This window comes from Gemmatimonadaceae bacterium, from assembly GCA_035533755.1.
In the GTDB taxonomy this organism is placed as follows: domain Bacteria; phylum Gemmatimonadota; class Gemmatimonadetes; order Gemmatimonadales; family Gemmatimonadaceae; genus JAGWRI01.
Genome location: DATLTC010000026.1, coordinates 100,144 through 127,101, shown reverse-complemented (window position 1 = coordinate 127,101; position 26,958 = coordinate 100,144). Strand labels below are relative to the sequence as shown.

The window sequence follows — 26,958 nt, the reverse complement described above, 5'->3', positions numbered from 1 at the left end:
GCCGAACGACTCGCGGTGCAGCGTGGCCACGCCGTGGCGGTACAGCAGGAACAGTTGCAGCAACCGCGACGGCGACGTGCGACGGCGCGCCGCGTCGTCCAGCGCCTGGTACGCCGCCAGCACCCCCAGCCGCTCGCACATGCCCGCCACGTTGGGGAACACGTAGAACGCGCCCTGCGGCATCTGGCACCGCACCCCCGGCACGGCGTTCAGCGCCGGCACGACCCAGTCGCGGCGCCGCTGGAATTCCGCCACCATGCGCGCGATCTCCTCGTACGACTGGGGGCTCTCCAGGGCCACGCGCCCGGCCTCCTGCGTGAACGGCGACACGCACGACGTGGTCTGGATCACCTGGCGCTTGAACGCCTGCGCCTCCTCGACCGTGGGCAGGACGGCGTAGCCCAGCCGCCAGCCGGTCATCGCGAATCCCTTGGAGTGTCCGCTGGCGATGATCGTCCGCTCCGCCATGCCGGGCTGCGACGCGATGCTCGCGTGCTCGGCGCCGTCGAACATGATGTGCTCGTAGATCTCGTCGGAGTACACGCGCACGTCGGGATGGCACCGCTCGCGGATCACCGCCGCCACCTCGGCCAGCAACTCGCGCGACAGCACGCCGCCCGTGGGATTGGACGGCGAACACAGCATGATGAGCTTGGTCTTTGGCGTGATCAGCGCCGCGAGGTCCTCGGCCGTGAACGCGAACCCCCGCTCCTCGCGCAGCCGCAGGGGCACCGGCGTGCCGCGCACGAACGTGGTCCACGATTCGTAGATCGCGAACCCGGGACTGGGATAGATCACCTCGTCGCCCGGATCCACGTACGTCTGCAGGGTGAGCGAGATGGACGGCTTGGCGCCCGGCAGCACGACGACGCGCGCCGGATCGCCCGGGATGCCGCGCGTGCGGGCCACGTAGGCGGCGATCGCGGCGCGCAGCGACGGCACGCCCTGCGGATCGGAGTAGTGGGTGTTGCCGCGGCGGATCTCGGCGATGCCCGGTTCGTTGATGTGCGGCGCGCTGTCGAAATCGGGTTCGCCGATCGTCAGGCGGATCACATCGGGGCGCCGCGCGGCTGCGCGGGCGACGTCTTCTCCGAACGTGAACGAGCCTTCGACGCCGAGGTCGTCGAGTCGTCGTGCAAAGAGCGGCATGGCGGGGGCGAGAGGGTGGAGTGCGAGACCGCTTGAAGATGCGCGCTCGGGCCCGTGGATGCGAGGGCGCATTATATTCCTGCGCCATGCGCATCCTGCTCCAACGCGTGTCGCGGGCCGAGGTCCGCGTGGACGGCCGCGTCACCGGCTCGATCGGCCGCGGATTCCTGCTGCTGGTGGGGTTCACGCACGCCGATGGCGACGCCGAGGTGGCGTGGATGGCCGAGAAGGTGGTGGGGCTGCGGCTGTTCGGCGACGCCGAGGGCAAGATGAACCTCGCTCTGGCCGACGTGGACGGCGCGCTGTTGGTGGTGTCGCAGTTCACGCTCTACGGCGACGCCGCCAAGGGACGCCGCCCCAGCTTCATCGACGCGGCGCGTCCCGACGTGGCGGTGCCGCTCTACGAGCGGTTCGTGGCCGCCCTGCGCGCGCGCGGCGTGCGCACCGAGACCGGCGAGTTCGGCGCGATGATGGACGTGGAGTTGGTCAACGACGGACCGGTCACCCTGTGGCTGGAAAAGTGACCGCGCCGCGCGTGGTCCTCGCCTCGGCGTCGCCGCGCCGCCGCGACCTGCTCACGCTGGTGGGCATCCCGCACGAGGTACGGCCCGCCGACGTGGACGAATCGTTGCGCGCGGGCGAGCCGCCGGCCGCGTACGTCGAGCGGCTGGCGCGCGAAAAGGCCCTGGCGCTGGGCGACGCCGACGCTGTGGCCATCGGCAGCGACACGACGGTGGTGGTGGACGGCGAGGTGCTGGCCAAGCCGGAATCGGAGGCCGACGCGGCCCGCATGCTGCGGCGGCTGAGCGGACGGGCGCACGTCGTGCTGACTGGTGTGGCCGTGGCCTGGCGCGGGCGCGTGGAATCGGGCGTGGAGGAGGTGGGCGTCACCTTCCGCGAACTGTCCGACGAGGAGATCGCGCGCTACATCGCCACCGGCGAGCCCATGGACAAGGCCGGTGCCTACGGCATCCAGGGGTTCGGCGCCACGATCGTCACCCGCGTGGACGGCGACTACTTCGCCGTGATGGGGCTGGCGCTCAACCGGCTGATCCGGATGTGCGAGCGGATGGGCCTGCGCTATCCGTTCGGCCCGCTCGAAGTCGCGGCCCGCCCGTAGTCCGGGCCGTAGACGGCGCGCCAGCGCTCCACGCGGTCGAGCACGTCGCGCACCGTGATGCGCGGCATCCGTCCCGGGCGGTTCTCCATGGACAGCGGATAGTCCTCGCCGGGGTCGCCGTAGGCGTCCACGATCAGATCGTGGAATCGGCGATATGGCCCAGTGCGCTTGGGGTTGGTGTATCCGATCAGGCTCACCACGGGGCGGTCGAGTGCCACCGCCATGTGCAACGGGCCGGTGTCGGGCGACAGCACCAGCGCCGCGCCGTCCATGATCCCCACCAGATTGCGCAACCCGCTGCCGAGCGCCGATCGTGGCGCGCACCCGGCGCGCTCCATGATCGTGCGCTCGGCGTGCAATTCGCGCGGCGACCTGCCGCCCACCAGCACGGGCTGCAATCCGAAATCGTGGTGCAGCGCGTCGGCCACCTCGGCCCAGCGCTCGGGGGCCCAGTCCTTTTCCGGCTTGCTCGTGGCCACGACGATCGCCGCCGCGGGACGTTCGGCATTCCGGTAGAACTCCCTCTGCCAGGCGCGCTCCGCTGGCCATGGGCCGAGGTCCCACACCACGGGCTCGTGGGCGATGCCCAGCGCCGTGAGAAACTCGAAGTACTGGTCCTGCACGTGCTGGCCGGCGTGCGGCGGAATCTTGCGGTTGGTGAACAGCCAGTTCATGTCCCGCGCCCGCGCGCGATCGAAGCCGAGCTTGATCGGGGCGCGCGTGAACGACGTGACGATGCCCGCCTTGAAGTACACCTGCAGGTTGATCACCACGTCGAACGTGCGCCGCGCCAGCTCGGCCCGCACGTCGGTGAACGCCCGCCAGCCCCGGCTGCGGTCGAACAGCACGATGTCGTCCACCGCGCGATGCCCGCGCACCAGGGTGGCCGGTCCCGGCTGCAGGACCCACGTGATGTGGCTGGCGGGGTGCGCGCGCTTGATGGCGTTGATCACCGGCAGCACGTGGACGGCGTCGCCCACGGCGCTCATCATCACGATGCAGATGCGGTCGAGCCTGGCCTCGATCATGCGCCGGAAGTTATCGCGTCCCGTGGAAGTGCGCCGGAGCGCCGGCCAGCGCCACGGCTTCGCGCACGATCTCCTCGGCGCCGATCCCTTCGGGCGATGGGCGCGCGATCATGCCCGACGGGCCCACACCCTGCGGGAAGGTGCGCTCGGGCTCGCCCGGCGCGAAGATGCCGAGCGCCGGCACGCCGAACGCGCCAGCCACGTGCAGCGGGCCGGAATCGTGGCCGATGAACAGCGCCGCGCGCGCCAGCGCCGCCGCCGTATCCACCAGCCGCGGGCCGAACTGGTCCACGTACCGCCAGTCCGGCCGCCCGGACGACGACCGCACCTCGTTCAGCTCCGCCGTGCTCCCGATCCAGAGGGGCGAGTACCCGCGATGCTCCAACGCCGTGGCCACGGCGATCCACACGCGCACCGGCACGCAGCGCTCGCGCTTGCTTGCGAACGGGTGTAGCGCCACGATGCGGCGCGAGAGGGCGCGCTCCACATCGGGGCGCGGCGACAGCCGGCGCGCATCCAGCCGGTACCGCAGCGGCCGCGGCGCGATCCCGAGCGGCGCCAGCAGCCGCGACTCCTCGGCGAGCACGGGACGGTGGATGTCCTCGGCCGGCAGCGCGTGCGTGAGCCAGCGCGCGTTCCTGCGCCGCTCCAGGCCGATGCGCACCGGAATGCCGCAGAACGCCACCGCGCGCGCCGTGCGCCAGGGCGATGCGGCGAGCACCGCGGTGTCGAACCCGCCGCGCCGGATGCGTGTCATCGCGCCAAGAAAGCGAAACAGACTTCCCTTGCCGCGACCCGGCGCCTTGTCCCAATAGGGATCCGACGCGATGACCTCGTCCACATGCGGCATGAGCGCGCCGATGTCGCGCGTGTAGTCCTTGCACCAGAGCGTGATCGAGGCGTCGGGAAAGCGGTCGTGGAGCGGCGGCGTGAGCGCCGACGCGAACACCAGATCGCCCAGGTTGTCGAGGCTCACCAGCAGCAGCCGCCGCGGAGCGGGCACCGGCGCGGGCCGGCCGAGGGAATCGGTCATCGAGGGGCGATCATCTTGCGCAACGCGTGGCGCGGCGAGAGCTTGTGCGGCCGTGAGCATGCAACATCAAGCAGTGGCCGCGCCCGGGCAAGGTGGGCGGATGCGAGTTCTGGTGCTGGACACCGAGCGCGGCTGGCGCGGTGGGCAGCGACAGACCCTGCTGCTGGCGCGCGAGTTGGCCCGCCGGGGCGAACAGTGCTATGTGGCCGCGCGGCCTCTGGCGCCGCTGGCCGAGCGCGCGCACGCGCTGGGGCTCCCGGTGGTGCCCGCCGCGCCCACCGGCGAGGTGGCGCTGCTCACCGCCTGGCGGCTGCGGCGGTTCATCAAGCGGCACGACGTGCAGATCGTCCACGCCCAGACGGCGCACGACGTCACGTTGGGCGCCATGTGTACGCTCGGCACCACGGCACGGCTGGTCGTCACGCGCCACCTCGCCAAGCCGCCGCGCGCCAACCCGGGCACCCGCTGGAAGTACAGCCGGGCCGCCGCCGTGATGGCGGTGTCGCGTGCCGCGGCCGACGCCCTGGGCGCGGCGGGCGTGCGGCCCGAGCTCCTGTCCGTGGTCCACGGCGGGGTGGAGACCGACCGCACCGTGGCGCCGGCGCCGGCCGAGCTCCTGGCCACGCTCGGGGTGCCCCCCGGCGCGCCCCTGGCGGTGATGGTCGGCGCGCTGGTGGAGCAGAAGGACCCGTTGACCTTCGTCCGCGCGGTGGCGGCGGCGCGACGTCAGGCGCCCACGCTCCACGGACTGCTCGTGGGCGAGGGGGAGTTGCGCGGAGCGGTGGAGACGGAGATCGCGGGGCTCGGGCTCTCCGGGTTCGTGCACCTGGCCGGGTTCCGCACCGACGTGGACGAGCTGCTCGCGGCGGCGCGCGTGGCGGTGCTCAGCTCGCGCTTCGAAGGGCTGCCGCTGGTGATCATGGACGCGTTCGCGCTGGGGGTGCCGGTGGCCGCCACCGCGGGCAGCGGCACGCCGGAGTTGGTGGCCGACGACGACACCGGGCTGCTCGTGCCGGTGGGCGACGCCCCCGCGCTCGGCGCGGCGATCGCGCGCATCGTGAACGACCCGGCGCTGGCCCAGCGTCTGCGACAGGCGGGGCTGGCGCGGGCCGACGACTTCTCCGTGCGGCGAATGGCCGACGCCACGATCGGGGTGTATCGCGACGTGCTGCGGGGTGCGCGCTAGAGTTGCCGCTGGGCGTCGGCGCGGAGCCGCGCCAGATCGTCGTCCGTCACCGGCGCGCCGAACCGGTCGCGCCACTTGCGCGCCGAACGCTCGAGCCGCGCGAGGTTGGTCTCCAGGCAATGGCCACGATCGGCGTGGAAGGTGACCCGGTCCACGTCGAGCAGGTATGCCGTGGGCGCCGCGACGTCGCCCGCGAGGAGCACGTTCTTCACGTTCAGGTCATGGTGGCGCGCGCCGGCGCGCGACAGGACGGCCACGAGCGTGGCCGTGGCCGCGATCGCGGCCGCCCGCGCCGACGCCGGTTCCGCGGGGCCGAGCGCCGCCGCGAGGTCGCGGCCGGGCGCGATCTCGCGCGTCATGACGTCGGAGCGCGCCAGCACTCCGGCCACCGGATACACCACGTAGCCGAGCATCAGCGGCGTGGGCACGCCGGCGCCGGCCAGGCGCGCGGAGATCGCGAGCTCCAGCGGCGCGCGCGTGGGCAGGTGGAACAGGTCGCGCGTCATGCCCGCGAACGTGCCGCCGTGCCGGTTGTGTCGCACCACCACGCGCTCGCCGCCGGGCAGCGCGATGGCGTACGCCGGCTGGCGGCCCGTCATGCGGGTGTGGTCGGGCCGGCCGGCGGCGTACGCGTACACCGTGCCGCCGGCCAGGATCTCGCGCAGCGCCGGCACGAGTTCGTGCCGCGCCACCAGTTCGGCGCGCCCCACCCGCGCGCGCTCGTAGCCGGGCGGTGGGGCGTCGCGGGTCACGCCACCACGCGGAACACCGGCACCGGCTGCGTCTTGCCCTTGAGTTCCATGGGCGGGCATTCCTCCAGCGGCGGCGGCGCCGACAGCGCCTGTTTCATGCTGCCCGAGATCAGGATCTCGCCCGGGCCGGCCACCGAGCACAGCCGGCTGGCCGTGTTCACCGTATCGCCGATCACCGTGAACTCGAGGCGCTTCTCGGAGCCGATGTTGCCCGCGAACGCGTCGCCGAAGTTGAGCCCGATGCCGATCTGCAGTTCGGGCCGCCCCTCGTCGCGCCACTTGGCGTTGAGCTTGTCGAGCTCGCGGATCATGTCGACGGCGGCGCCCATGGCCTTGTCGGCATCGCGCGGATCGCCGATCGGCGCGCCCCACTGCGCCATCACGGCGTCGCCGATGAACTTGTCCAGCGTGCCGTCGTGGCGGAACACGCAGTCCACCATCTCGGTGAAGTACTCGCTGAGCAGGCGCGCCATGTCGTCGGGGTTCATCGTCTCCGACAGCTGCGTGAACCCGCGGATGTCGCTGAACAGCACGGCCACCTTGCGCTTCTCGCCGCCCAGCCGCGTGGCGCCGGCCGACGAGGCGATGCGCTTGGCGAGCTGCGGGGTGAAGTAGCGCTCGAAGTTGCTGCGGGCCAGCGTCTCCCGCCGGATGCGCTCCGCGAACTGGCTGTTCTCGATGGCCACGGCGGCGATGCCGCTGAACGCGATCACGAAATCCAGGTCGTCGTCGTTGAACCGGTGCGTGGTGGACACGTTGTCCACGTACAGCACGCCGAGCACGCGGTCCTCGCTGCCGATGAGCGGCGAGCAGATGGCCGACCGCACCTGCTGGAGCACCACCGACTGCCCGCCGAACCGCTCGTCCTCGCCCGCGTTGTCCGAGAGGATGGCCACCTTGTCGGCCACCGCGGCCCGCGCGATCGACTGCGGCACGGCGCGCGGGGCATCGCCGCCGCGCTTGTCGCGCGAGATCTTGGGCACGAGCGCGCCGCCGTCGTCGAGCAGGAGGATCGCCACCCGGTCCACGGCCAGGATCTGGTAGGCGTACTGCACGATCTGGTCGAGGATCGCGTCGGTGTCCACCGCGCGTCCCAGTCCCTTGGACACCTCGAGCAGCGTGGCGAGCTTCTCGCGGCTCTTGTCGGCGGGCGTGGCGGGGATGCCGGGGGACGACGTGGGCGGCGTCTGCCCGCGCACCGGGAGCTGGCGCACGATCGTCGCGCCCGGCGGCGGCGCGGGCGCGGCGGCCTGCGCCGCCGCGGGCACGCGCGGGGTGAACTCCTCGAGCGTGAGCTCCACTTTGCCGAACGTCACCCGGTCGCCGGCCGCGAGGTCGGCGTGCTCGATGCGGGCCCCGTTCACGAACGTCCCGTTGCTGGACCCCAGGTCGCGCACCCGCACGCCGCCGGCGGTGCACTCCACTTCGGCGTGACGGCGCGAGATCGTGGGGTCGATGATCGGCAGGTCGCACGTGGGCGCCCGGCCCACGAGCTGCGGCGATCCGGCGCGCAGCTCGAACGACAGGGTCTGGTCCGCGCTCGTGAGCTTGTAGGCCATGTACGGTGGAATATGCGGCGCGCGGGGGCGGGCGACTAGCTGTCCCGCATGGAAGCGCGCACGCGCCCGATGGCGGTGAGCATGGCCCGCGCCTTGTTCTCGGTCTCGTCCCACTCGCGCTCCGGCACCGAGTCGTACACGATGCCGCCCCCGGCCTGCACCGACGCCACCCCGTCCGCGATCACGCAGGTGCGGATGGTGATGGCCAGGTCCATGCGCGTGCCGCCGGCCGAGATGTAACCCACGGCGCCGGCGTACGGGCCGCGCCGCTCGGGCTCCAGTTCGTCGATGATCTCCATGGCGCGCACCTTGGGCGCGCCCGTCATCGTCCCCGCGGGAAAGGTGGCGCGGAAGGCGTCCATGGCCGACAGCTCGGGGCGCATCGCGCCCTCCACCTGGCTCACGATGTGCAGCACGTGGGAATAACGCTCCACCACCATGAGATCGGTCACCTGCACGCTCCCGTAGCGCGCGATGCGCCCCACGTCGTTGCGCCCCAGATCCACGAGCATCAGGTGTTCGGCGCGCTCCTTCTCGTCGGCCAGCAGCTCGGCCGACAGCATGTCGTCCTCCGCCGCCGTGCGCCCGCGCGGCCGCGTGCCGGCGATGGGACGCACCGTCACCCGCCCCGCCGCCACGCGCACCAGCAGCTCGGGCGAACTCCCCACCAGCTCCACGCCGTCCAGCTCCAGATGGTACATGTACGGCGACGGGTTCACCACGCGCAGCGCGCGGTAGAGCAGGTCGGACGAGAAGTCGTGCGGCAGCGTGATCCGCCGGGCCAGCAACACCTGGAACGCGTCGCCGGCCACGATGTACTCCTTGATCCGGTCCACGTCGCGCAGGTACTTGCCGCGCTCGTAGCGCGACGTGCCCACGGCGGGCGGCGCCGATTCGGCCAGCTCCAGTGGCGGCAACGTGCCCGGCGCGCGCAGCCGCGCCATGGCCGCCGTGATGTCCGCCTCCGCCCGGTCGTACAGGGCGCGCAGGTCGGCGTCGGCGGCGTCGGCGGGCACGGGCACCGACGCCACGAACCGCGCCCGCGAGCGCAGGTTGTCCACCACCACCAGCACCCGGGTGAACACGAACAGCGCATCGGGCACGTTGAGCACCCGCGGCGGCGCGTGGGGCAGGTGCTCGATGGCGCGCACCACGTCGTAGCCAAAGTACCCCACCGCGCCCGCCCAGAACTCGCCCAACTCGGGCACGTCCACGGGCGGGAACCGCTTCACCAGCTGGTCGAGGTCGTCGAGCGGATCGGCCGGCGTGCGCGCGCCGTGCCAGCCGGCCTCCGGGGTCCAGTCCTCCACCACGCGGTCGGTGAGCCGCCAGGCGCCGCGCGGCTCGGTGCCCATGAACGTGTAGCGCGACCAGGTCTCGCTCCCCGCCGGCGCCGACTCGAGCAGGAACGAGAACGGCCCCCGCTTGAGTTTGGTGAACGCCGCCACCGGCGTCTCGGTGTCGAGCACGCATTCGCGCCACACGGGTACCAGATGCCCACGTGCGGCGCGCGACAAAAATGCTTCAAAGCTCATGGATGGTCCGTTGCCCGCTCGTATATCGCTCGCGATACTTCAGTCAATGATCCGCAGTTCCAACCCTTCCCATCCCCACACGGTTCCGGCCCCTCGCGGTTCCGGCCCCGCGCCGTTCCGGTCCCGCGCCGTGCCGGCCCTGCGCCGTCTCGCCCCGGCCGTGTTGTTGCTGTTGATCGCGGTGCCCTCGGCGGCCCAACAGTGGAACTCGCCCCGCGTCCTCTCGCTCGTCCAGCGAGCCACCGAGCGCCGCGAGGCCCAGCTCTCCGATACCGGCCTCGTGGAGTACCAGGCCGTGGCCAAGGGCTACCTCACATTTCTGGTACAGCTGGGCCAGGGCTATCCCACGCCGCCCAAGATCGTGCGCACCGACCAACTCGCGCTCCAAGTCTATTGGCGGTCGCCCGATCTGAGCAAGCAGCGCATCATCGGCCGCCGCGACACCACGCTGCTCCCCACCGACATCAACTACCACCGCGATCACCTGGGGATCATCCAGAACAACTTCCCCGACATCATCCGCCTGGGCGAAGGGGACGAGGTGCGCGATTGCCCGCACCCGCTCTCGCCAATCGGGCTCCAGCTCTACGACTTCGCCATCGCCGATTCGCTGCGCCTGTCCATTCCGGGCCAGACGTTCGACGTCTACGAGGTGAAGGTGCGCCCCAAGGACGACACGCAGCCGCGCGTCGTGGGTGCCGTCTATCTGGACCGTACCACCGGGCAGGTGGTGCGCATGGCGCTCAGCTTCACCCGCGCCGCGATGCTCGATCCCCAGCTCGAGGACATCTCGATCGTGCTCGAGAACGGCCTCATCGGCACCCGGTTCTGGCTGCCCCGGCACCAGGAGATCGAGATCCGCCGCACGGGCACCTGGTTCGATTATCCGGTGCGCGGGATCATCCGCGGCCGGTGGGAGGTGTCGGACTACAAGCTCAACGTGAACCTCCCCGTGGCCAGCTTCGCCGGCCCCGAATTCGTCCAGGAGCCGCCGCAGGTGCTCAAGGCGTACCCGTTCAAGGGCAACATCCTCGACTCGCTGCCCCCGGACGTCACCGTCACCACCGACGCCGACGTGCGCCGCGTGCAGGCTGAAGCCCGCGCCCTCGTGCGCCGGCAGGCCCTCGAGCGCGCCGAGGCCACGCGCGTGAGCGCCCGCGGCGTGAGCGACATGGTGCGCGTGAACCGCGTGCAGGGCCTCACGCTGGGCGCCGGCATCGAGCAACGCGTGGGCCCCGGCCTCACGCTGGCGGTGCGGCCCAACTTCGGCATCGACGAGCGCCGCCTGCGCGGCGAACTCTCGTTGGGATGGCAGGCCGCGCGCGGCGCGTCGGTGCACCTGTTCGCCCGGCGCGTGCTGGCCGACGCGCGCCTCGAGCCCGAGCGGTCGGGCATCGCCAACAGCCTCGCCGCCCAGGAGTTCGGCGGCGACGCCACCGAGCCGTACGACGTCCTCGCCGCCGGCGCCTCGGTGGAGGCGCCGATGGCCGGACTGCGATGGACGCTGTCGGTGGCCGCCGAACGCCAGCGGGCCGCGCACGTCTACGCGCAACCCGCCACCGGCCGGTACGCGCCCACCATCGCCGCCACCGCCTATTCGCCCCTGCACACCGCGTTGCGCATCGAGCGCGACGGGCCGCTCGACGTCTGGGGCTTCGACGTGCGCGCCGCGGGACAGGCCGACTGGAATCATGCGCACGGCCATCCCGTCTGCCCGGCCGCCGGAGCGCCGTGCGTGTTGGCGCCCGACGATGCATGGCGGCTCTCCGGCGTGGCCGACGTCCAACGGTCCATCGGCCGCCTCCAGTTCGTGAGCCACACCGATGCCGGCGCCTCGGGCGCCAGCGGCGGCGACATCCCGGCCCAGCAGCTCATCTATTTTGGCGGTCCGGTCACGGCGCCCGGCTACGGCCTGCACGAACTCGTGGGCACGCGCGGCGCGTCGCAGCGGTTCGAGCTCCGCATGCCGGTCCCGTTCTACGCGTTCTCCCTCGGCACATTCGGACGCTCGCCGGCGCAGGCCACCCTCGCGCCCTTCGTCAACCTGGTGGGGCTCGATCCGCTCGCCGCGTCGTCCGTCGCGGCGGGCGTCGCGCGCACGTCGCGCTTCTATCCATCGGCCGGCGTGGGGCTCATCGGGTTCTTCGATCTCGTGCGTCTGGACGTGGCCAAGGGACTCCGCGAGGACGGGCGCTGGACCTTCTCCGTCGACGTGACCCGCGCCTTCTGGGGCATTCTCTGAGCCGGTCGCCGACGGAGAAAATCGTGCGTCGTGCGTGAGAATGGGTGCGGCCACGCGCCCCGCGTCCGTAGTGTGGGGCATGGCCACCGCGCGATACGACGACTGGCCCCGCCGCGTGCTCGCGGTGGCGGCGCCTACGCTTCCCGACAACGAGCCGGCGTTCGTGCGCCTGCTCGCCGCCCGTCTCCGCCTCGACGTGGCCGACCTCGACGCCGCCGACCCCAGGGCGCGGGCGCTGCTCGCGGAGCGCTGGGCCCGCCAGTTTCGCGTGCTGCCCCTCCACGCCACCGACGACCAGATCGTCCTCGCCACCGCCGATCCGCTCGACCTCGAATGCGAGCGCACGCTGGCCTTCGCCACCGGACGCGCCGTGCGCTTTGCCGTCGCCGCGCCCTCGGCGCTCGCCGAGGCCATCAGCGCCGCGTACAGCGACGGATCGGGGGCCAATCCCCGCCCCGAGCCGCCCCGCGACGTCCAGATGCTGAGCGCCGAGCAGGAGGTGGCGCCGCCGGTGCTTGGCGAGGACGACGGCGCCAGCGTCACGCGCCTCGTGGACGAGATCCTGGCCGACGGCGTGGCCGCCCACGTGAGCGACATCCACATCGAACCCGAAGAGCAGGGCATCGCCGTGCGCCACCGCGTGGACGGCGTGCTGCGCCATGTGCGTACGCTGCCCCGCGGCGTGGCCCGATCGCTCGTGTCGCGCATCAAGATCGTCTCGGGCCTCGATATCGCCGACCGCCTGCGCCCGCAGGACGGCCGGGCCCGCGTGGCCGTGAACGGCACCGCCGTGGACCTCCGCGTGTCCACGCTCCCGGCATCGCGGGGCGAGAAGGTGGTCATCCGCGTGCTCGACCGCCGCTCGGCGCTGCGCTCCCTCGACGCCATGGGCTTCCACCCCGAGGAGCACGAGCGCATCGAGACCCTCCTGCAGTGCCGCGAGGGGCTCATCCTCGTTACCGGGCCCACGGGCTCCGGCAAGACCACCACGCTCTACGCGGCGCTCCAGCGCCTGCAGCAACGCAACGTGAACATCGTGACGGTCGAGGATCCCATCGAGTACCGCATCCAGGGCATCGTCCAGGTGCAGGTGCACGAGCGCGCCGGGCTCACCTTCGCGTCGGCGCTGCGGTCCATCATGCGGCAGGATCCGGACGTCCTGCTCGTGGGCGAGATCCGCGACCGCGAGACGGCGGAGATCGCCATCCAGGCCTCGCTCACCGGGCACCTCGTGCTGTCCACGCTGCACACCAACGACGCCGCCAGCGCCGTCACGCGGTTGGCCGATTTCGGCGTCGCGCCGTACAAGATCGCCACCGCGGTCAAGGGACTGGTGGCGCAGCGGCTCGTGCGCCGGCTGTGCGCGTGCGCGTCCGACGGCGGCCGCCCCGCGGGCGAGGTCGAGCGCCGCCCGCAGGCCGCCGTGGCCGAGCGGACGGTGTGTGCGCAGTGCGGCGGCGACGGATTCCACGGCCGGCTGGCCATCGTCGAGGTGCTCATCGTCGGCGCCGAGTTCGAACGGCGCGTGGCGGCCGGCGATTCCGCGGAACGGCTGGGGGAGGCGGCGCGGGACGGCGGCATGCGCAGTCTGTGGGAGTCGGGGCTGGCGCACGTGCGGGCCGGCCGCACCACGCTCGAGGAACTGCGACGCGTTGCCGCGCCCCCCGCCGCGGGTAACTTCAGGGCGTCGCGTCCGGTGGCGCGATCCGCACCCGTCCAGAGGAGCCCCGTGTTCGAATCCCCGATCAGCGTCGACGTCGGCACCGTGGAGGTCTACGTCGTGCATCCCGATCCCGACGGGTGGCGGGTGCTCGTGCTGCAGCGCGCCGCGGACGTCATCCGTCCGGGCTCGTGGGAGGTGGTCACCGGAAGCATCGACGCCGGCGAACGGCCCGAAGCCGCGGCCGCGCGCGAACTGCGCGAGGAGACCGGACTCGCCGCCGACCGGCTGTACAGCGTGGCCGTGCAGCCGTTCTACCTGCCGCGGCGGTCGACCATCCAGCTCTCGGTGGTGTTCGCCGCGTTCGTCGATGCCCCGGGCGCCGTGGCGCTGAGCCACGAGCACGCCCGCTTCGAGTGGCTGTCCGTGGAGCATGCGGCGCAGCGGTGCACCTGGCCGCGGTCGCGCCGCACCATCGGCGACATCGCGCAGCTGCTCGGCCCCGACAACGTCGCCCGCGTGGACGACGTGCTGCGCATCCGCTAGCCGCCGCCGTCCGGCTTGCGGGGCTCCGCCGGCCGCGCCGCGGTCCGCGACACCACGTCGGGCGAGGGCGCGTTGGGCTTCACCCGCACGCTCTTGGCCGGGATGCCCACGTACACGTGATACGGCCGCACATCCTTGGTCGCCATCGCCATCGCGCCCACCATCCCCTGCTCGGCCACGTGCACGCCGGCCAGGATCGTCGCGTGGTACGTGATCCGCACGCCGTCGCCGATCACCGTGGCCGAGTTGGTCACCTCGCGCGGATCCACGATGCTGTGCGTGTGGCTGTACACGTTGGCGTAGTCGCTGATCGACACGTTGTTGCCCAGCTGGATGCCGCCCCGGTCGTCGAGCAGCACGTGGCGGTGCACCACCACGTCGTCGCCCACTTCCATGTTGTAGCCGAACGAGAACTCGACGTGCTGGAAGGCCTTGAAGTTCTCGCCGCACTTGCGGAAGATGTGCTGCGCCAGCAGCCGCCGGAGCAGCACCCCCAGCCACACGTTCTGCCCGCCGATCGCGGTGCGATCGAACGAATACCAGAGCCAGAGCAGGGGCTTTACCCGCTGGAACCGGGCGTCGTCGCAGTCGGAGTAGTACTCGGGCTCCAGCGTGACGTTGCGGGGGTCCATGGCCGAGAGCGCGAGGCGCGTGGCGTGCGGCAGCTTGGCATCCTCCACCGCCGTTTCCCAGTTGGCGGCGTATTCCGGATAGCAGAGCTCGGTGAGCGTGCGCCGGCACAGGAGCGCGCGGTCGGCGGCCGCGTCGGCGAGCGTCGCGTGCAGTCCTTCGAGCCATTCCGCGGCCACCGTCGAGATGGCGCGCTCCGGCAACCCGCGCAGCGGGAGATAGGTCACGGTTCCGGATCCTCGCGCGGCGATCCCGAACCGCCGTGGTCGCGGTCGCGCTGCATGGCCCGCGCCCGCACGTGCGCCTGCTCGGCTTCGATCGTCCGCTCGATGTTCTGCCAACTGTTGTCCGTCACCGCGCCCATCGTGACCGTGAGCGGCTGGTTCAACTGCAGCCCGTCGTCGAACAGATAGAAGGCGCGCTGCACATCGCGCACCTGCAACCGGTTCTGGCCGAACCCCGGCGTGATCGGCAGCACGCGCAACGGCGTGAAGTCACGCCCCGGCGCGCGAATGGTCAGGTCGAGCGGCGTGAACGCGGCGTCGGGCGCCATGCCGTAGAACGACACGTACCACACGTTGTCCTCGCGCAGCCCGTACTGCTGCGCGTACGCCGCGATCGACCGGCGCTGGCTGGCCAGCAGGTCGTGCAGCGCCCGGTACGCGTCGGGCGACAGCGTGCGAATCACCGACTCGTTCATCGGCAACAGCTGCACCAGCACGCCGTCCAGGGTGAGCTTGATCGAGATGTCGTCCTGGCGGAGCGACCCGTACCCCGCCGGGATCAGGCCGCCGGCGGCGGTGTCGGCGGCCGACGTGGCCGACATCGACCGATTGGGTGCTCCCGCCTGCGGCGCCGAACCGGACGTCCCGGTGGCGCAACCCGCCGCCGCCAGCGCTCCCCACGCACCGAGCACGAACCGTCCCGGCATTCGCAGCCGCCCCATGTCAGACTCCCCCTTCGTCCGGTGGTGCCTCCGATACCTCGTCCCGCCACGACGCGCCGCTCACCAGATCGACGAGCGCCTGGGCCAGGTCGTTCCGGCCCTCGCCGGTCTCCGAGCTGAACGGGATCACCTGATCTTCCGACATTCCCGTCTGCCGCGCCAGCGCCGTCAGACGCTCGGCGCGGGCTGCGCGCTTGAGCTTGTCGATCTTCGTGGCCACGAGAATCGTCGGCGCGCCCAGCTCGGCCAGGAATTCGAGCATGTCCAGATCGTCTTCGGTGGGTTCGTGACGGGCGTCGAGCAGAAGCACCACGCCGCGCAGTTCGCGGCTCCCCGCCAGGTACCCTTCGATCAGCGGCTTCCACTCGGCGCGCCGCGACTTGGCCACGCGCGCGTAGCCGTAGCCCGGCAGGTCGGCGAGCGTGAACTGGTCGTTGATCTTGAAGAAGTTGATCTGGCGCGTGCGGCCCGGTGTATGGCTCACGCGCGCCATCTTCTTGCGTCGCACGAGCGTGTTGAGCAGCGACGACTTGCCCACGTTGGAGCGGCCCGCGAACGCCACCTCGGGCAGCGACGCCGGCGGACGCCAGCCGTCGGCCGTGACCATCGGCCCCGTGAACTCCATCGAGCGGATGACGAGCGGATCGGCGTGCCGGGTGGCCGGCGCGTTCATTGGGTGAGCGCCGCCGCTGACGGCGCGTCGCCGGCAAACGAGCCGTGCACCAGCGCGATGGCCAGCACCTCGTCCATCGTCTTCACCGGATGGAACCGCACCGCCTCGCGCACCTCGGCCGGCAGCTCCTCCACGTCGCGCAGGTTCTGGTGCGGGATGATCACGTGGACGATGTGGTTGCGATGCGCCGCCACCGCCTTCTCGCGCAGCCCACCGATCGGCAGCACGCGCCCCCGCAGCGTCACCTCGCCCGTCATCGCCACGTCGCCGCGCACCGGCACGCCGGTGAGCGCGCTCGCGATCGCGGTGGCGATCGCGATCCCGGCCGACGGGCCGTCCTTGGGCGTGGCGCCGTCGGGGATGTGGATGTGCAGGTCCCGGGACCGCGTCAGTTCGCGATCGATGCCCAGCGCCGCCGACCGCGACCGCGTGTAGCTCAATGCCGCGCTGGCCGATTCCTTCATCACGTCGCCCAGCGTGCCGGTCAGCTGCAGCCGCCCGCGGCCCGGCACCGCGCTCACCTCGATCTCCAGCACGTCGCCGCCCATGGCCGAATAGGCGAGGCCGGTGGCCACGCCCACCTTGTGCTCGAGCGTGATCGCCGTGGGATCGTACGGCGCCACGCCCAGCAGGTCCTTGAGCTCGGCGGTGCGCACCACGTCGGGCGCGGCGGGCGCGGCCGGCGCGGGGGCACCGCTCGCGCGCTCGGCGCGCCGCCGCGCCAGCTTGCGCGCCACGCGCGCGATCTTGCGCTCCAGTTCGCGCACCCCGGCTTCGCGCGTGTACTCCTGGATGATCGCCGGCAACGCGTCCGTCTCCCACGTCACCGTCTCGGGCGCCACGCCGTTGGCGCGGAGTTGCTTGGGCACCAGGAACTGCCGCGCGATGGCCAGCTTCTCCTGGTCCAGGTACCCCGACAGCCGGATGATCTCCATCCGGTCGCGCAACGGCTCGGGAATCTGCGGCAGGTAGTTGGCTGTGGTGATGAACAGCACCTGCGACAGGTCGTAGTCGATCTCGAGATAGTGGTCGTTGAATGCCCGGTTCTGCTCGGGATCCAGGACCTCGAGCAGCGCCGCCGCGGGATCGCCGCGGTAGTCCTGCCCCAGCTTGTCCACCTCGTCGAGCAGGATCACCGGGTTCACCACCTCGGCGCGCCGCATCGCCTGGATCACGCGTCCCGGCATCGACCCGATGTACGTGCGGCGGTGCCCGCGGATCTCGGCCTCGTCGCGCACGCCGCCCAGCGACATGCGCACGAACTTGCGCCCCATCGCCCGCGCCACCGAGCGGCCGAGCGACGTCTTGCCCACGCCCGGCGGCCCCACCAGGCAGAGGATCGGTCCGTCCATGGTCCCCACCAGCGACAGCACGCCGATGTAGTCCAGGATGCGGTCCTTCACCGGCTCCAGCCCGTAGTGGTCCTCGTCCAGGATGCGTCGCGCGTGCGCCACGTCCAGCACGTCGTCGGTGCGGGCCGTCCACGGCAGAGCCAGGATCCAATCCACGAAATTGCGCGACACCGTGCTCTCGGGCGCGATCGGCGACATCCGGCGCAGCTTGCGCACCTCGCGCAGCACCCGCGTCTTCACCGCGTCGGGCAGGCCCTTGCGCTCCACCTGCGCTTCGAGTTCGGCCAGGTCGTCGTCGTCCTGCCCCAACTCACGATGGATGGCCTTGAGCTGCTCCTGGAGGTAGAACTCGCGCTGGTTCTGGAACAGCGAGCCGCGCACGTCCTGCTCGATCTTGTGTTCGAGCCGGAGCAGCTCGATCTCGTTCACCAACGCGGCGTCGAGCAGCCGCAGCAGCGCGTCCACGGTGTCGGCTTCGAGGAACTGCTGCCGCGTCTCCAGCGGCACGCCCAGATGGGCGGCGATGGCGAACGCCTGCCGCGCCGGCGACGGCGCGCTCTGGATGATCGCCACCACCTCGTCGGGGATGCGGCGGTGCAGCGAAACGTATTCCTCGAACTGCGACACCGCCCGCCGGGCCAGCGCCGCCGTGTCGGACGACGCCGCGGCCACCACCGGCTCGGCGTGGGCCAGCGTGGCCCGCAGCACGCCGGCCGACGGCGTGTAGCGCGCCACCCGCGCGCAGGCCACACCCTCGAGCAGCAGCTTGGTGGCCCCGTTCGGAAGCCGCGTGTGCTGGAGAATGCGCACCACCACGCCCACGCGGTACAGGTCGGACGCGGCGGGCTCGTCGGCGTCGCTCTCGCGCTGCGTGACCACCAGCAGGTGCTGGTCGCCGGCCAGGGCGGCATCGACGGCCGCCAGCGAGCCGTGGCGCCCCACTAGCAGCGGCATCACCACGTACGGGAAGAACACCACGTCGCGGAGCGGAAGCACCGGCAGCCGCTCGGCCAGCGGCACGCGCTCGCCGTCGGGGGTGAGGATGGGCATTCTGTAACTTAACGATCCCGGCCGGGTGGGCAGTAGGACGGTAGGGCAGTAGGGGGGTAGGGGGGCAGGGCGGAAAAAAAGCAACGGCGGGCCGAGTCTGCCGGCCCGCCGTGTTTCCGTCCTACGTCTGTCCGTCCTACTCCCCTACCGTCCTACCGTCCTACGCTTCTTTCTTCTTCCGCTGAGGTGCGATCTCCAACAACGGCGGCGTGCCGTTCAGCACCGAGCTCTCGGTGAGCTTCACCTCTTCCACGTCGTCGCGCGTGGGCAGGTCGAACATCACGTCGGTGAGGATCTCCTCGAGGATTGCCCGCAGGCCGCGCGCGCCGGTGCCGCGCTTGAGCGCCTTGGTGGCGATCGCGCGCAACGCGCTGTCCTCGAACGTCAGCTTCACCTCTTCGAGCTCGAACAACTTGGCGTACTGCTTGGTGAGCGCGTTCTTGGGCTCCTGGAGGATGCGCACCAGCGACTCCTCGTCCAGCGAGTTGAGCGCCACGGTCACCGGCAGGCGCCCCACCAGTTCGGGGATCAGCCCGTAGCGGAGCAGGTCGTCCGGCTCCACCTCGGCAAACGGGGTCTTGCTCACCACGCCGGGCGCGGCCGCGATCTCGGCGCCCGAGAATCCGATCTGCCGCTTGCCCGTGCGCGCCTCGATGATCTTCTCGAGGCCGTCGAACGCGCCGCCGCAGATGAACAGGATGTCCTTGGTGTTGATCTGGATGTATTCCTGCTGCGGGTGCTTGCGGCCGCCCTGCGGCGGAACGCTCGCCACCGTGCCTTCCAGGATCTTGAGCAGCGCCTGCTGCACGCCCTCGCCCGATACGTCGCGCGTGATGCTGGGATTCTCGGACTTGCGCGCGATCTTGTCGATCTCGTCGATGTAGACGATGCCGCGCTCGCACTCGGCCACGTTGAAGTCGCCCGCCTGCAACAGCCGGACGAGGATGTTCTCCACGTCCTCGCCCACGTAGCCGGCTTCGGTGAGCGTGGTCGCATCAGCGATCGTGAATGGCACGTCGAGAATGCGGGCCAGCGTCTGGGCCAGCAGCGTCTTGCCCACGCCCGTGGGGCCGATGAGCAGGATGTTCGACTTGTCCAGCTCCACGTCGTCGTCGCGCAGCGACGCCGAATTGATGCGCTTGTAGTGGTTGTACACCGCCACGGCCAACGCCTTCTTGGCCTTCTCCTGGCCGATCACGTACTGGTCCAGGATGTCCTTGATCTCCTGCGGCGTGGGAACCTGGGTGATCGCCTCGGCGACCTCCCGCTCCTCGTCCTCCGCCAGGATCTCGTTGCAGAGCGCGATGCACTCATTGCAGATGTACACGGACGGGCCCGAAATGAACTTCCGGACCGAGTCCTTGGACTTTCCGCAGAACGAACAGCGCAGGTGTTTGTCGTGGGACATGCTGGACACTCAACTCACCCCGAGGGATACGCCGGACCGGTCGCGCACTGTCTGAGGATATACAGCCGACGCACAACCGGTCAAGGAACTGACGAGCCAGGCTCGTGAATGTTTTCACGAGCCCTGGCCAGAATGGTGACGCAGTCTACTTCTTGGCCGCCTGGGCGGCGATGGCGTTCTCGGCCGCCGGAATCTCGGCCGCGTTGGTGATCACCGTGTCCACCAGCCCGTATTCCTTGGCCTCGTCGGCCGACATGAACCGGTCCCGGTCGGTGTCCTTCTCCACCTGCTCGATGGGCTGGCCGGTGTGCTTGGCCATCAGCTCATTGAGCTTGGCCCGCAGGTACAGGATCTCCCGGGCCTGGATCTCGATGTCCGATGCCGTGCCCCCGCCGCCCGACTGCGACGGCTGGTGGATCATGATCCGCGAATGCGGCAGCGCGAACCGCTTGCCCTTGCGCCCCGCCGCCAGCAGGAAGGCGCCCATGCTCGCCGCCATCCCCATGCAGATCGTGTTCACCGGCGCCTTCAGGTACTGCATCGTGTCGTAGATCGCCAACCCCGCCGATACGCTGCCGCCCGGCGAGTTGATGTACAGATGGATGTCCCGCTCCGGATTGTCCGCCTGCAGGAACAGCATCTGCGCGATGATGATGTTGGCCACGTCGTCATTCACCGGCGTGCCGAGGAAGATGATGCGGTCCATCAGCAACCGCGAGAAGATGTCGTAGCTGCGTTCGCCGCGGCTCGACCGCTCGATGACGTAGGGAGGATAGATCGTCGACATGGGTGTGTGGCTCATCAGTTGGCCTGCTCCACGGTGTTCCGTTCCAGCAGCCAGCCGAAGACCTTGTCCTCGGTGAGGCTGCGCTCGATTTCCTTCAGTCGCCCCGCCTTCTGCAGCGACGCGTACACCTGGCCCGGCTCGGCGCCCCGCTTCTGCGCCACCTCGGCCACGCGCTCGTCCACATCCGCTTCCGTGGCCGCCAGATGCTCCCGCTCGGCCAGCGTGTCGATGATCAGGTCGCGGCGCACCTGCCGCTCCGCCACCGGCAGGAACTCCGACACGAACCGGTCGCGCTCGTCTTCCGTTACCTGGTACACCTGGAGATAGGCGTCGATCATCTGATTCACCCAGCTCGGAGGCACGTCGAACGGATTGGCCGCCGCGATCTGCTCCACCAGCTGCTGCCGCACCGCCGCGTCGGCCTCGCGCACCGCGTGCTCGGCCAGATCCTTGCGCACCGTGGCCCGCAGCCCCTCCAGCGACTCGAAGTCGCCCACCTCGCGGGCGAACGCGTCATCCAGCGGCGGCACCGACTTGCGCTTCACTTCCTGCAGCGCCACCCGCACCGGCTTGGTCTTGCCGCGCTGCGCCTCGTCCGGGAAGTCCTCCGGCCAGCGCACCGCGCGCTCCAGCGTCTCGGACGGCGCCATCTCCATGATCAACTCTTCGATGCCCGGGATGGCCTGGTTGCCGCCCAGCACGATCGTGTACTCGCGCCCCTCCGGGATCTCGCCGTCATCCTCGGCCGTGGCCAGGAGGACGGTGACCATGTCGCCCGGAAGCGGACGCTCCAGCACCGGCGACCACGCCGCGCGCTGGTCGCGAAGCTGTTCGATCTGCTCGTCCACGCCGGTCTCGGCCACCTCGCCCGCCGGGCGCTGGACCTTGAACCCCTCCACGCGCGCCAACTCGATCTCGGGCCGCACCTCGAGGTGCAGCTCGAACGTCATCCCCTCGCCGTCGTCGAACTTGAGGTCGTGCACGTGGGGCTGGGCCGCCACCTTGAGCTTCTGCTCATCGATGACCTGCTGGAATGCCTCCTGGACCACCCGCTCGATGACTTCCTGGCGGATGGCGTCCTTGAACCGCTTCTTCACGAGGTCCGGCGGCGCCTTGCCGGGCCGGAAGCCGGGCAGGCGCACCGTGGAGGCGTAGCGGCGGGCGGTGGTCGTCTCCACGGCCTTGATCGCGGCGGCGGGCACGCTGACCGCCAGCAGGCGCTCCACGCCGGCGCTCTTCTTGGTGGTGATCTGGATGTCCATGTCGTCTGAGTTGGGCGCCGGCGGCGGCCTGAAAGCCCCACCGCCGGAAGGGGGTGGCCGAGCGGCCGCCAGTCACCTGAAAGCTAACCCGGGGGGGAGGGGGGGCCTAGGGTCGAACCCCCGCGATTGAACTCCGTACGTGGCGATGCGAGAGGGGGGACTCGAACCCCCAAGCCTTGCGGCACAGGATCCTAAGTCCTGCGCGTCTGCCAGTTCCGCCACTCTCGCGATGACCATGAAACTATGCATGATCGCGCACGGCGCCACACCGAGCCGCCGCCCCGAATAACGAAGGGGGCCGGCGCAACGCCGGCCCCCTTCCAAATCCCACCGTCCTACCCTCCTACCGTCCTACCGTCCTACTGAATTTGAATGTTCACGGGCCGCGTCTGCTGTGCCCGCGCATTGTACACCAGCAGTTGCAGGTAGTCGCCCTTCTTCACCGAGTTCACGGCCTTGGTCAGATCGTCCAGGCTGTGGATCTCCATCCGCTTGGGATACATGCTCCGCACGATGATGTCGCCGTTGGGATCCAGCCCCGTGCTCGTGGACGACGGATCCGGATACGCCGGTCCGGTGGGCGACACGTTGGTCACCAGCAGCCCCTGGCGGTACTCCGTAGGAATGCTGTCCTGTTGCACCATCCCACTGGGCACGGGCGCCACGGAGATCCCCAGACGGGACTCCGCCTTGGCCGCGCCGCCTCGGGAGTTGTTTCCCTGATCGTTGCTGGCCACGGTCGTCGTCGCGCTGCTGGGCGGCGTGCCGAGCTTCACGGCAAACGTCTTCTGCTGGCCGTACCGCATGACGTCCAGGTTCACCGTCTGGCCGGGCTCGTAGTTCCGGATCATGCGCTGCAGCGACGCCACGTCCTTCACGGGCTGGCCGTTGACGGCGGTGATCACGTCACCTGCTTCCATGCCCGCCTTCTCGGCCGGGCTCGGCCCGTTGTCGTCGGTGAAGCCGCCCACCAGGGCGCCGTGAATACTCGCCAGCCCCGACACCTTTGCCGTGGCCGCGTCCACTTCAGTGATCGACACGCCGAGCACCGCGCGGCGCACCTTGCCGTACCGGATCAGGTCGTCCATCACCTTGCGGGCCAGGGAAATGGGAATGGCAAATCCGTACCCGGCGTAGTACCCGGTGCCGCTGGCCAGCGCGCTGTTGATGCCGATTACCTGGCCCTGCAGGTTCACCAGCGGACCGCCGCTGTTGCCCGGATTGATGGCCGCATCCGTCTGGATGTAGTCCTGGATCGAGTACTGCGACTTGAGCAGGTTGCCCAGCTGCCGTCCCTTGGCGCTCACGATGCCCGCGGTCACGGTGAAGTTGAGTCCCAACGGATTGCCGATCGCCACCACCCACTGGCCGATCTTGGCCGCGGAATCCTCGCCCAGTGATACGGTGGGCAGGTTGTCGGCGTCGATCTTGATCACCGCCACGTCGGTGGTCGGGTCGCGGCCCACCACTGTGGCCTTGAACGTGCGGTTATCCAGCAGCTTCACGGTCAGCTTGTCGGCGCCCGCCACCACGTGATTGTTGGTGAGGATGTAGCCGTCGCGCGAGACGATGAACCCCGATCCGCTCGATTCCTCGGGCTGGTTGTTGGGTGGCATCTGGAACTGATGGAAGAACTGATCCAGCCCCGGGGGCATGTTGTTCTGGCCCCGCGCCTGCGGCTTGGGCTGCGTCTCGGCCTGGATGGATACCACCGCCGGCGTGACGTTCGTGGCCACCCACTCGAAGGCGTCGGAGAACGCGTCCGCCATCTTCACCGACGGCGGCGGTGTCAGCGCCGCCGTGCTGAATTGCGGCCGCGAGGCCTGGGCCCAACTGAGTCGCGTCAGGTTGAACCCCGACGCGAAGATGAGACCGCAAAGGAAGGCCACCGTGACGGCGGCGCCGAGCTTGATGCGAGAGCCTGTAGACATGTTCGTCATTCCACGTGTGAGTCAGGATGTCGGGTTATACACAGGTCCGAGCCGTTGGTTCACGCCGGCGCCTGCCGCCGGTGCGCTGTTTGGACACATAGCCTGCGCCCGCGGTTTCCGCGAGTGGATCGCGAAATCGAGAGCGGGCGCCGGAAGTTTTTCTCCGGCGCCCGCTCTCGTTCGCTACGGTCGTTAACTACTTCTTGGTGTCGTCCACGATCTCGTAGTCGGCCTCGACCGCGTCCTCGGATTTCTCACCCTCGGCCGCGCTCGCGCCGTCCGGCGCGCCGCCTTCCGGCGCCGCCTGCGACTGCGCGTAGAACGACTGGCCCGCCTCGGCGAACGTTTTGGACAGATCCTCCTGCGCCGCGCGGATCTCCCCCATGTCGTCGCCGCGCAGCGCCTTGCGCGAACGCTCCACGGCCGCGTCCAGCTTGCCCTTGAGGTCCGCCGGGAGCTTGTCCGACCACTCCTTGGCGTTCTTCTCCACCTCGTACGTCATGCTGTCCAGCCGGTTGCGCGTGTCGATCTCCTCGCGACGCTCCTTGTCGGAGGCGGCGTTCTTTTCCGCGTCCTTCACCATGCGGTCGATCTCGCTCTCCGACAGCCCGCTCGACGCCTCGATGCGGATCTTCTGTTCCTTGCCCGTGGCCTTGTCCTTGGCCGCCACGTGCAGGATGCCGTTGGCGTCGATGTCGAACGTGACCTCCACCTGCGGCACGCCGCGCGGAGCGGGCGGGATGCCCGTGAGCTGGAACTTGCCGATGGTCCGGTTGTCGCGGGCCAACTCGCGCTCGCCCTGCAGCACGTGGATCTCCACCGTGGTCTGATTGTCGTCGGCGGTGGAGAACACCTCCGACTTCTTGGTCGGGATGGTCGTGTTGCGCGGGATGAGCACCGTGGTCACGCCGCCCATCGTCTCGATGCCCAGCGACAGCGGCGTCACGTCGAGCAGCAGCACGTCCTTCTGCTCGCCGGTGAGCACCGCGCCCTGAACGGCGGCGCCGATCGCCACCACTTCATCGGGGTTGACGCCCTTGTTGGGCTCCTTGCCGAAGAACTTCTTGACGATCTCCTGGATCTTGGGAATGCGCGTGGAGCCGCCCACGAGCAGCACCTCGTCGATCTCCTCGGGCTTGAGCCCCGCGTCCTTGAGCGCCTGCTCCATGGGCGGCAGCGTGCGCTGGATCAGATCGTCCACCAACTGCTCGAACTTGGCCCGCGACAGCGTGTAGGTCAGGTGCTTGGGACCGCTCGCGTCGGCCGTGATGAACGGCAGGTTGATGTCGGTGGACATCGTGCTCGACAGCTCCATCTTCGCCTTCTCGGCGGCTTCCTTCAGCCGCTGGAGCGCCATCGGGTCCTTGGAGAGGTCGATGCCCTGATCCTTCTTGAACTCGGCCACGATCCAGTCGATCACGCGCTGGTCGAAGTCGTCGCCGCCCAGGTGCGTGTCGCCGTTGGTGGACTTCACCTCGAACTGGCGCGAGCCCTCCACGTCGTACAGCTCGAGCACCGAGATGTCGTACGTGCCGCCGCCCAGGTCGAACACCGCCACCTTCTCATCCTTCTTCTTGTCGAGTCCGTATGCCAGCGCCGCCGCCGTGGGCTCGTTGATGATGCGCAGCACCTCGAGCCCCGCGATCTTGCCCGCGTCCTTGGTGGCCTGCCGCTGCGCGTCGTTGAAGTACGCCGGCACGGTGACCACGGCCTTGGTCACCGAGTGCCCCAGGTAGTCCTCCGCCGTCTGCTTCATCTTCTGGAGGATCATCGCCGAGATCTCGGGCGCGGTGAACCGCTTGCCCTGCACCTCGACCGTGGCCACATCGTTGGGGCCCGCCAGCACCTTGTAGGGCACGCGCGACGTCTCGTTCTTGACCTCGCTCATCTTGCGCCCCATGAACCGCTTGATCGAGAACACGGTGTTCTGCGGGTTCGTGACCGCCTGCCGCTTGGCCACCTGGCCGACCAGGCGCTCCCCATCCTTGGTGAACCCGACAACCGAAGGCGTCGTCCGACCACCCTCCGCGTTCGGAATCACGACGGGGTCGCCCCCCTCCATGACCGCCACGACCGAGTTGGTGGTACCCAGATCGATGCCGATGACTTTGTCCGCCATGTCTTCCCCTGTGAGTGGATGCGCGGCATGCACGACGCCGTTGACGCCGGCATCTATCGCAAGTCAGGGGCCGGATATCTGCGCCAGTCTGGCAGAATCGCCCCCGCTCAGCCATTCTCAAGTCTGACAGTCTGGCGCCAGTGCCCTGGGCCTGACGCCAAGGCAGCCCCGGACCGCCATGCACGCCCCAATCCACGCATGATCCCGCTCAGCGACGAGAACGTCTCCCTCCGGCCGCCGGTCATGACCTGGGCGCTGCTGGCCACGATGTTCGCGGTGTGGATCTTCGTCCAGGGCGCCGGGCTGAGCGACATCAGCCTGATCAGCAGCGTGTGCAACCTGGGGATGGTGCCGGGAGAGATCACGCACCTGGCCCCGTTGGGGTCGGCGCTGCCCATGGGCAACGGCCTGGCGTGCGTGATCGACAACGATCGGATCAACATCTTCACGCCGCTGATCTCGATGTTCCTGCACGGCGGATGGCTGCACATCCTGGGCAACGCCGTGTTCTTCTGGGTGTTCGCGCGCGCGGTGGAAGACACGATGGGGCCGGGCCGCTTCCTGGCGTTCTACCTGATCTGCGGGCTCATCGCCGCCGCCGTCCAGATCGCCTCCGACCCGGCGTCGCCCGTGCCCACGGTGGGCGCGTCGGGCGCCATCTCCGGCGTCATGGGCGCTTACCTGGTGCTGTATCCCCGGGTGCGCGTCCACATGCTGTTCATTTTTGTGATCTTCTTCAAAGTGTTCCGCATCCCGGCGTGGATCGTGCTCATCTGGTGGTTTGCCGTGCAGCTCCTCACGGCCCTCCCCTCGCTGTCCGCCGGCGTGCCCGACCTCTCCGGCGGCGTGGCGGTGTGGGCCCACGTGGGCGGGTTCCTGTCGGGCATGCTGCTCATCCGCGTGTTTCTCCGCCCCGACTACATGGAACAGCGCCGCCGGCTGGTGCCGGTGGCCTGACCCGGCACCCTGAAAGGGGCCGCGCCGGCTCCC

21 protein-coding genes and 1 tRNA gene are annotated in these 26,958 nt (G+C 70.1%); 6 read left to right on the top strand and 16 right to left on the bottom strand.

Annotated elements, in window-relative coordinates; genetic code table 11:
* The coding region (locus VNE60_04755; GenBank protein HVB30819.1) for an aminotransferase class I/II-fold pyridoxal phosphate-dependent enzyme at positions 1 to 1,149 on the bottom strand (1,149 nt) is incomplete at its 3' end.
* Positions 1,150 to 1,235: 86 nt separating this feature from the next.
* Here VNE60_04755 and dtd point away from each other — a divergent pair.
* Both dtd and VNE60_04745 read left to right on the top strand, forming a co-directional pair.
* Entirely contained in the window at positions 1,236 to 1,673 is a 438-nt protein-coding gene (gene dtd / locus VNE60_04750; protein HVB30818.1) for a D-aminoacyl-tRNA deacylase, read from the top strand.
* Positions 1,658 to 2,269, top strand: a complete 612-nt coding sequence (locus VNE60_04745; protein ID HVB30817.1) for a Maf family protein — start codon at positions 1,658 to 1,660, stop codon at positions 2,267 to 2,269. Before dtd ends, VNE60_04745 begins: the two co-directional genes overlap by 16 nt.
* Here VNE60_04745 and VNE60_04740 read toward each other — a convergent pair.
* Complete coding sequence (locus tag VNE60_04740; protein ID HVB30816.1) at positions 2,230 to 3,297, bottom strand: glycosyltransferase family 9 protein; 1,068 nt, start codon at positions 3,295 to 3,297, stop codon at positions 2,230 to 2,232. The genes VNE60_04745 and VNE60_04740 overlap by 40 nt on opposite strands.
* Positions 3,298 to 3,307: 10 nt before the next feature.
* A complete protein-coding gene (locus tag VNE60_04735; GenBank protein ID HVB30815.1) occupies positions 3,308 to 4,330 on the bottom strand; it encodes a glycosyltransferase family 9 protein in 1,023 nt (340 codons plus the stop codon).
* Positions 4,331 to 4,430: 100 nt separating this feature from the next.
* On the opposite strand from VNE60_04735, the gene VNE60_04730 reads away from it, so the two are divergent.
* Positions 4,431 to 5,516 (top strand): glycosyltransferase family 4 protein, encoded by a 1,086-nt coding sequence (locus VNE60_04730; GenBank protein HVB30814.1) that lies wholly within the window; start codon positions 4,431 to 4,433, stop codon positions 5,514 to 5,516.
* Here VNE60_04730 and VNE60_04725 read toward each other — a convergent pair.
* The 3 genes from VNE60_04725 to trpE are packed head-to-tail and all read right to left on the bottom strand — an operon-like array spanning position 5,513 to position 9,362.
* Positions 5,513 to 6,268, bottom strand: coding sequence for a lipopolysaccharide kinase InaA family protein (locus VNE60_04725; protein ID HVB30813.1), 756 nt, complete (start codon positions 6,266 to 6,268; stop codon positions 5,513 to 5,515). The two genes, VNE60_04730 and VNE60_04725, sit on opposite strands and share 4 nt — an antisense overlap.
* Positions 6,265 to 7,827 carry an adenylate/guanylate cyclase domain-containing protein gene (locus VNE60_04720; GenBank protein ID HVB30812.1) on the bottom strand — a complete coding sequence of 521 codons (1,563 nt, stop codon included), beginning with the start codon at positions 7,825 to 7,827 and terminating at the stop codon, positions 6,265 to 6,267. Before VNE60_04720 ends, VNE60_04725 begins: the two co-directional genes overlap by 4 nt.
* 35 nt (positions 7,828 to 7,862) lie before the next feature.
* Positions 7,863 to 9,362 (bottom strand): anthranilate synthase component I, encoded by a 1,500-nt coding sequence (gene trpE / locus VNE60_04715; protein ID HVB30811.1) that lies wholly within the window; start codon positions 9,360 to 9,362, stop codon positions 7,863 to 7,865.
* 130 nt (positions 9,363 to 9,492) lie between these two features.
* Between trpE and VNE60_04710 the strand changes: the two genes are divergently transcribed.
* Together VNE60_04710 and VNE60_04705 are read left to right on the top strand one after the other, a co-directional pair.
* On the top strand, positions 9,493 to 11,604 hold the full coding sequence (locus VNE60_04710) for a hypothetical protein (protein ID HVB30810.1): 2,112 nt from the start codon (positions 9,493 to 9,495) through the stop codon (positions 11,602 to 11,604).
* Between the two features lie 79 nt (positions 11,605 to 11,683).
* Complete coding sequence (locus tag VNE60_04705; GenBank protein HVB30809.1) at positions 11,684 to 13,810, top strand: ATPase, T2SS/T4P/T4SS family; 2,127 nt, start codon at positions 11,684 to 11,686, stop codon at positions 13,808 to 13,810.
* Here the strand turns inward: VNE60_04705 and VNE60_04700 are convergent.
* The 10 genes from VNE60_04700 to dnaK all read right to left on the bottom strand — a co-directional run bounded on the left by VNE60_04700 (position 13,807) and on the right by dnaK (position 25,968).
* Positions 13,807 to 14,667 (bottom strand): acyltransferase, encoded by an 861-nt coding sequence (locus VNE60_04700; GenBank protein ID HVB30808.1) that lies wholly within the window; start codon positions 14,665 to 14,667, stop codon positions 13,807 to 13,809. The genes VNE60_04705 and VNE60_04700 overlap by 4 nt on opposite strands.
* Positions 14,664 to 15,386, bottom strand: a complete 723-nt coding sequence (locus VNE60_04695) for a hypothetical protein (GenBank protein HVB30807.1) — start codon at positions 15,384 to 15,386, stop codon at positions 14,664 to 14,666. The genes VNE60_04700 and VNE60_04695 overlap by 4 nt, the downstream gene beginning before the upstream one ends.
* Position 15,387: 1 nt before the next feature.
* Positions 15,388 to 16,059, bottom strand: a complete 672-nt coding sequence (gene yihA / locus VNE60_04690; GenBank protein ID HVB30806.1) for a ribosome biogenesis GTP-binding protein YihA/YsxC — start codon at positions 16,057 to 16,059, stop codon at positions 15,388 to 15,390.
* Positions 16,056 to 18,461 (bottom strand): endopeptidase La, encoded by a 2,406-nt coding sequence (lon, locus tag VNE60_04685; protein ID HVB30805.1) that lies wholly within the window; start codon positions 18,459 to 18,461, stop codon positions 16,056 to 16,058. Before lon ends, yihA begins: the two co-directional genes overlap by 4 nt.
* 160 nt (positions 18,462 to 18,621) lie before the next feature.
* Positions 18,622 to 19,869 carry an ATP-dependent Clp protease ATP-binding subunit ClpX gene (gene clpX, locus VNE60_04680; protein HVB30804.1) on the bottom strand — a complete coding sequence of 416 codons (1,248 nt, stop codon included), beginning with the start codon at positions 19,867 to 19,869 and terminating at the stop codon, positions 18,622 to 18,624.
* A gap of 145 nt (positions 19,870 to 20,014) precedes the next feature.
* The gene (clpP, locus tag VNE60_04675; GenBank protein ID HVB30803.1) at positions 20,015 to 20,671 is read right to left on the bottom strand and encodes an ATP-dependent Clp endopeptidase proteolytic subunit ClpP; all 657 of its coding nucleotides are present in this window, start codon (positions 20,669 to 20,671) and stop codon (positions 20,015 to 20,017) included.
* Positions 20,671 to 21,918, bottom strand: coding sequence for a trigger factor (gene tig / locus VNE60_04670; GenBank protein HVB30802.1), 1,248 nt, complete (start codon positions 21,916 to 21,918; stop codon positions 20,671 to 20,673). The genes clpP and tig overlap by 1 nt, the downstream gene beginning before the upstream one ends.
* 146 nt (positions 21,919 to 22,064) lie before the next feature.
* Positions 22,065 to 22,146: transfer RNA gene (locus VNE60_04665), tRNA-Leu, on the bottom strand.
* Positions 22,147 to 22,277: 131 nt separating this feature from the next.
* Positions 22,278 to 23,849, bottom strand: coding sequence for a Do family serine endopeptidase (locus VNE60_04660; GenBank protein HVB30801.1), 1,572 nt, complete (start codon positions 23,847 to 23,849; stop codon positions 22,278 to 22,280).
* A gap of 196 nt (positions 23,850 to 24,045) precedes the next feature.
* Complete coding sequence (dnaK, locus tag VNE60_04655; protein HVB30800.1) at positions 24,046 to 25,968, bottom strand: molecular chaperone DnaK; 1,923 nt, start codon at positions 25,966 to 25,968, stop codon at positions 24,046 to 24,048.
* Between the two features lie 198 nt (positions 25,969 to 26,166).
* On the opposite strand from dnaK, the gene VNE60_04650 reads away from it, so the two are divergent.
* The gene (locus tag VNE60_04650; protein ID HVB30799.1) at positions 26,167 to 26,925 is read left to right on the top strand and encodes a rhomboid family intramembrane serine protease; all 759 of its coding nucleotides are present in this window, start codon (positions 26,167 to 26,169) and stop codon (positions 26,923 to 26,925) included.
* The last annotated feature ends 33 nt before the right edge of the window (positions 26,926 to 26,958 follow it).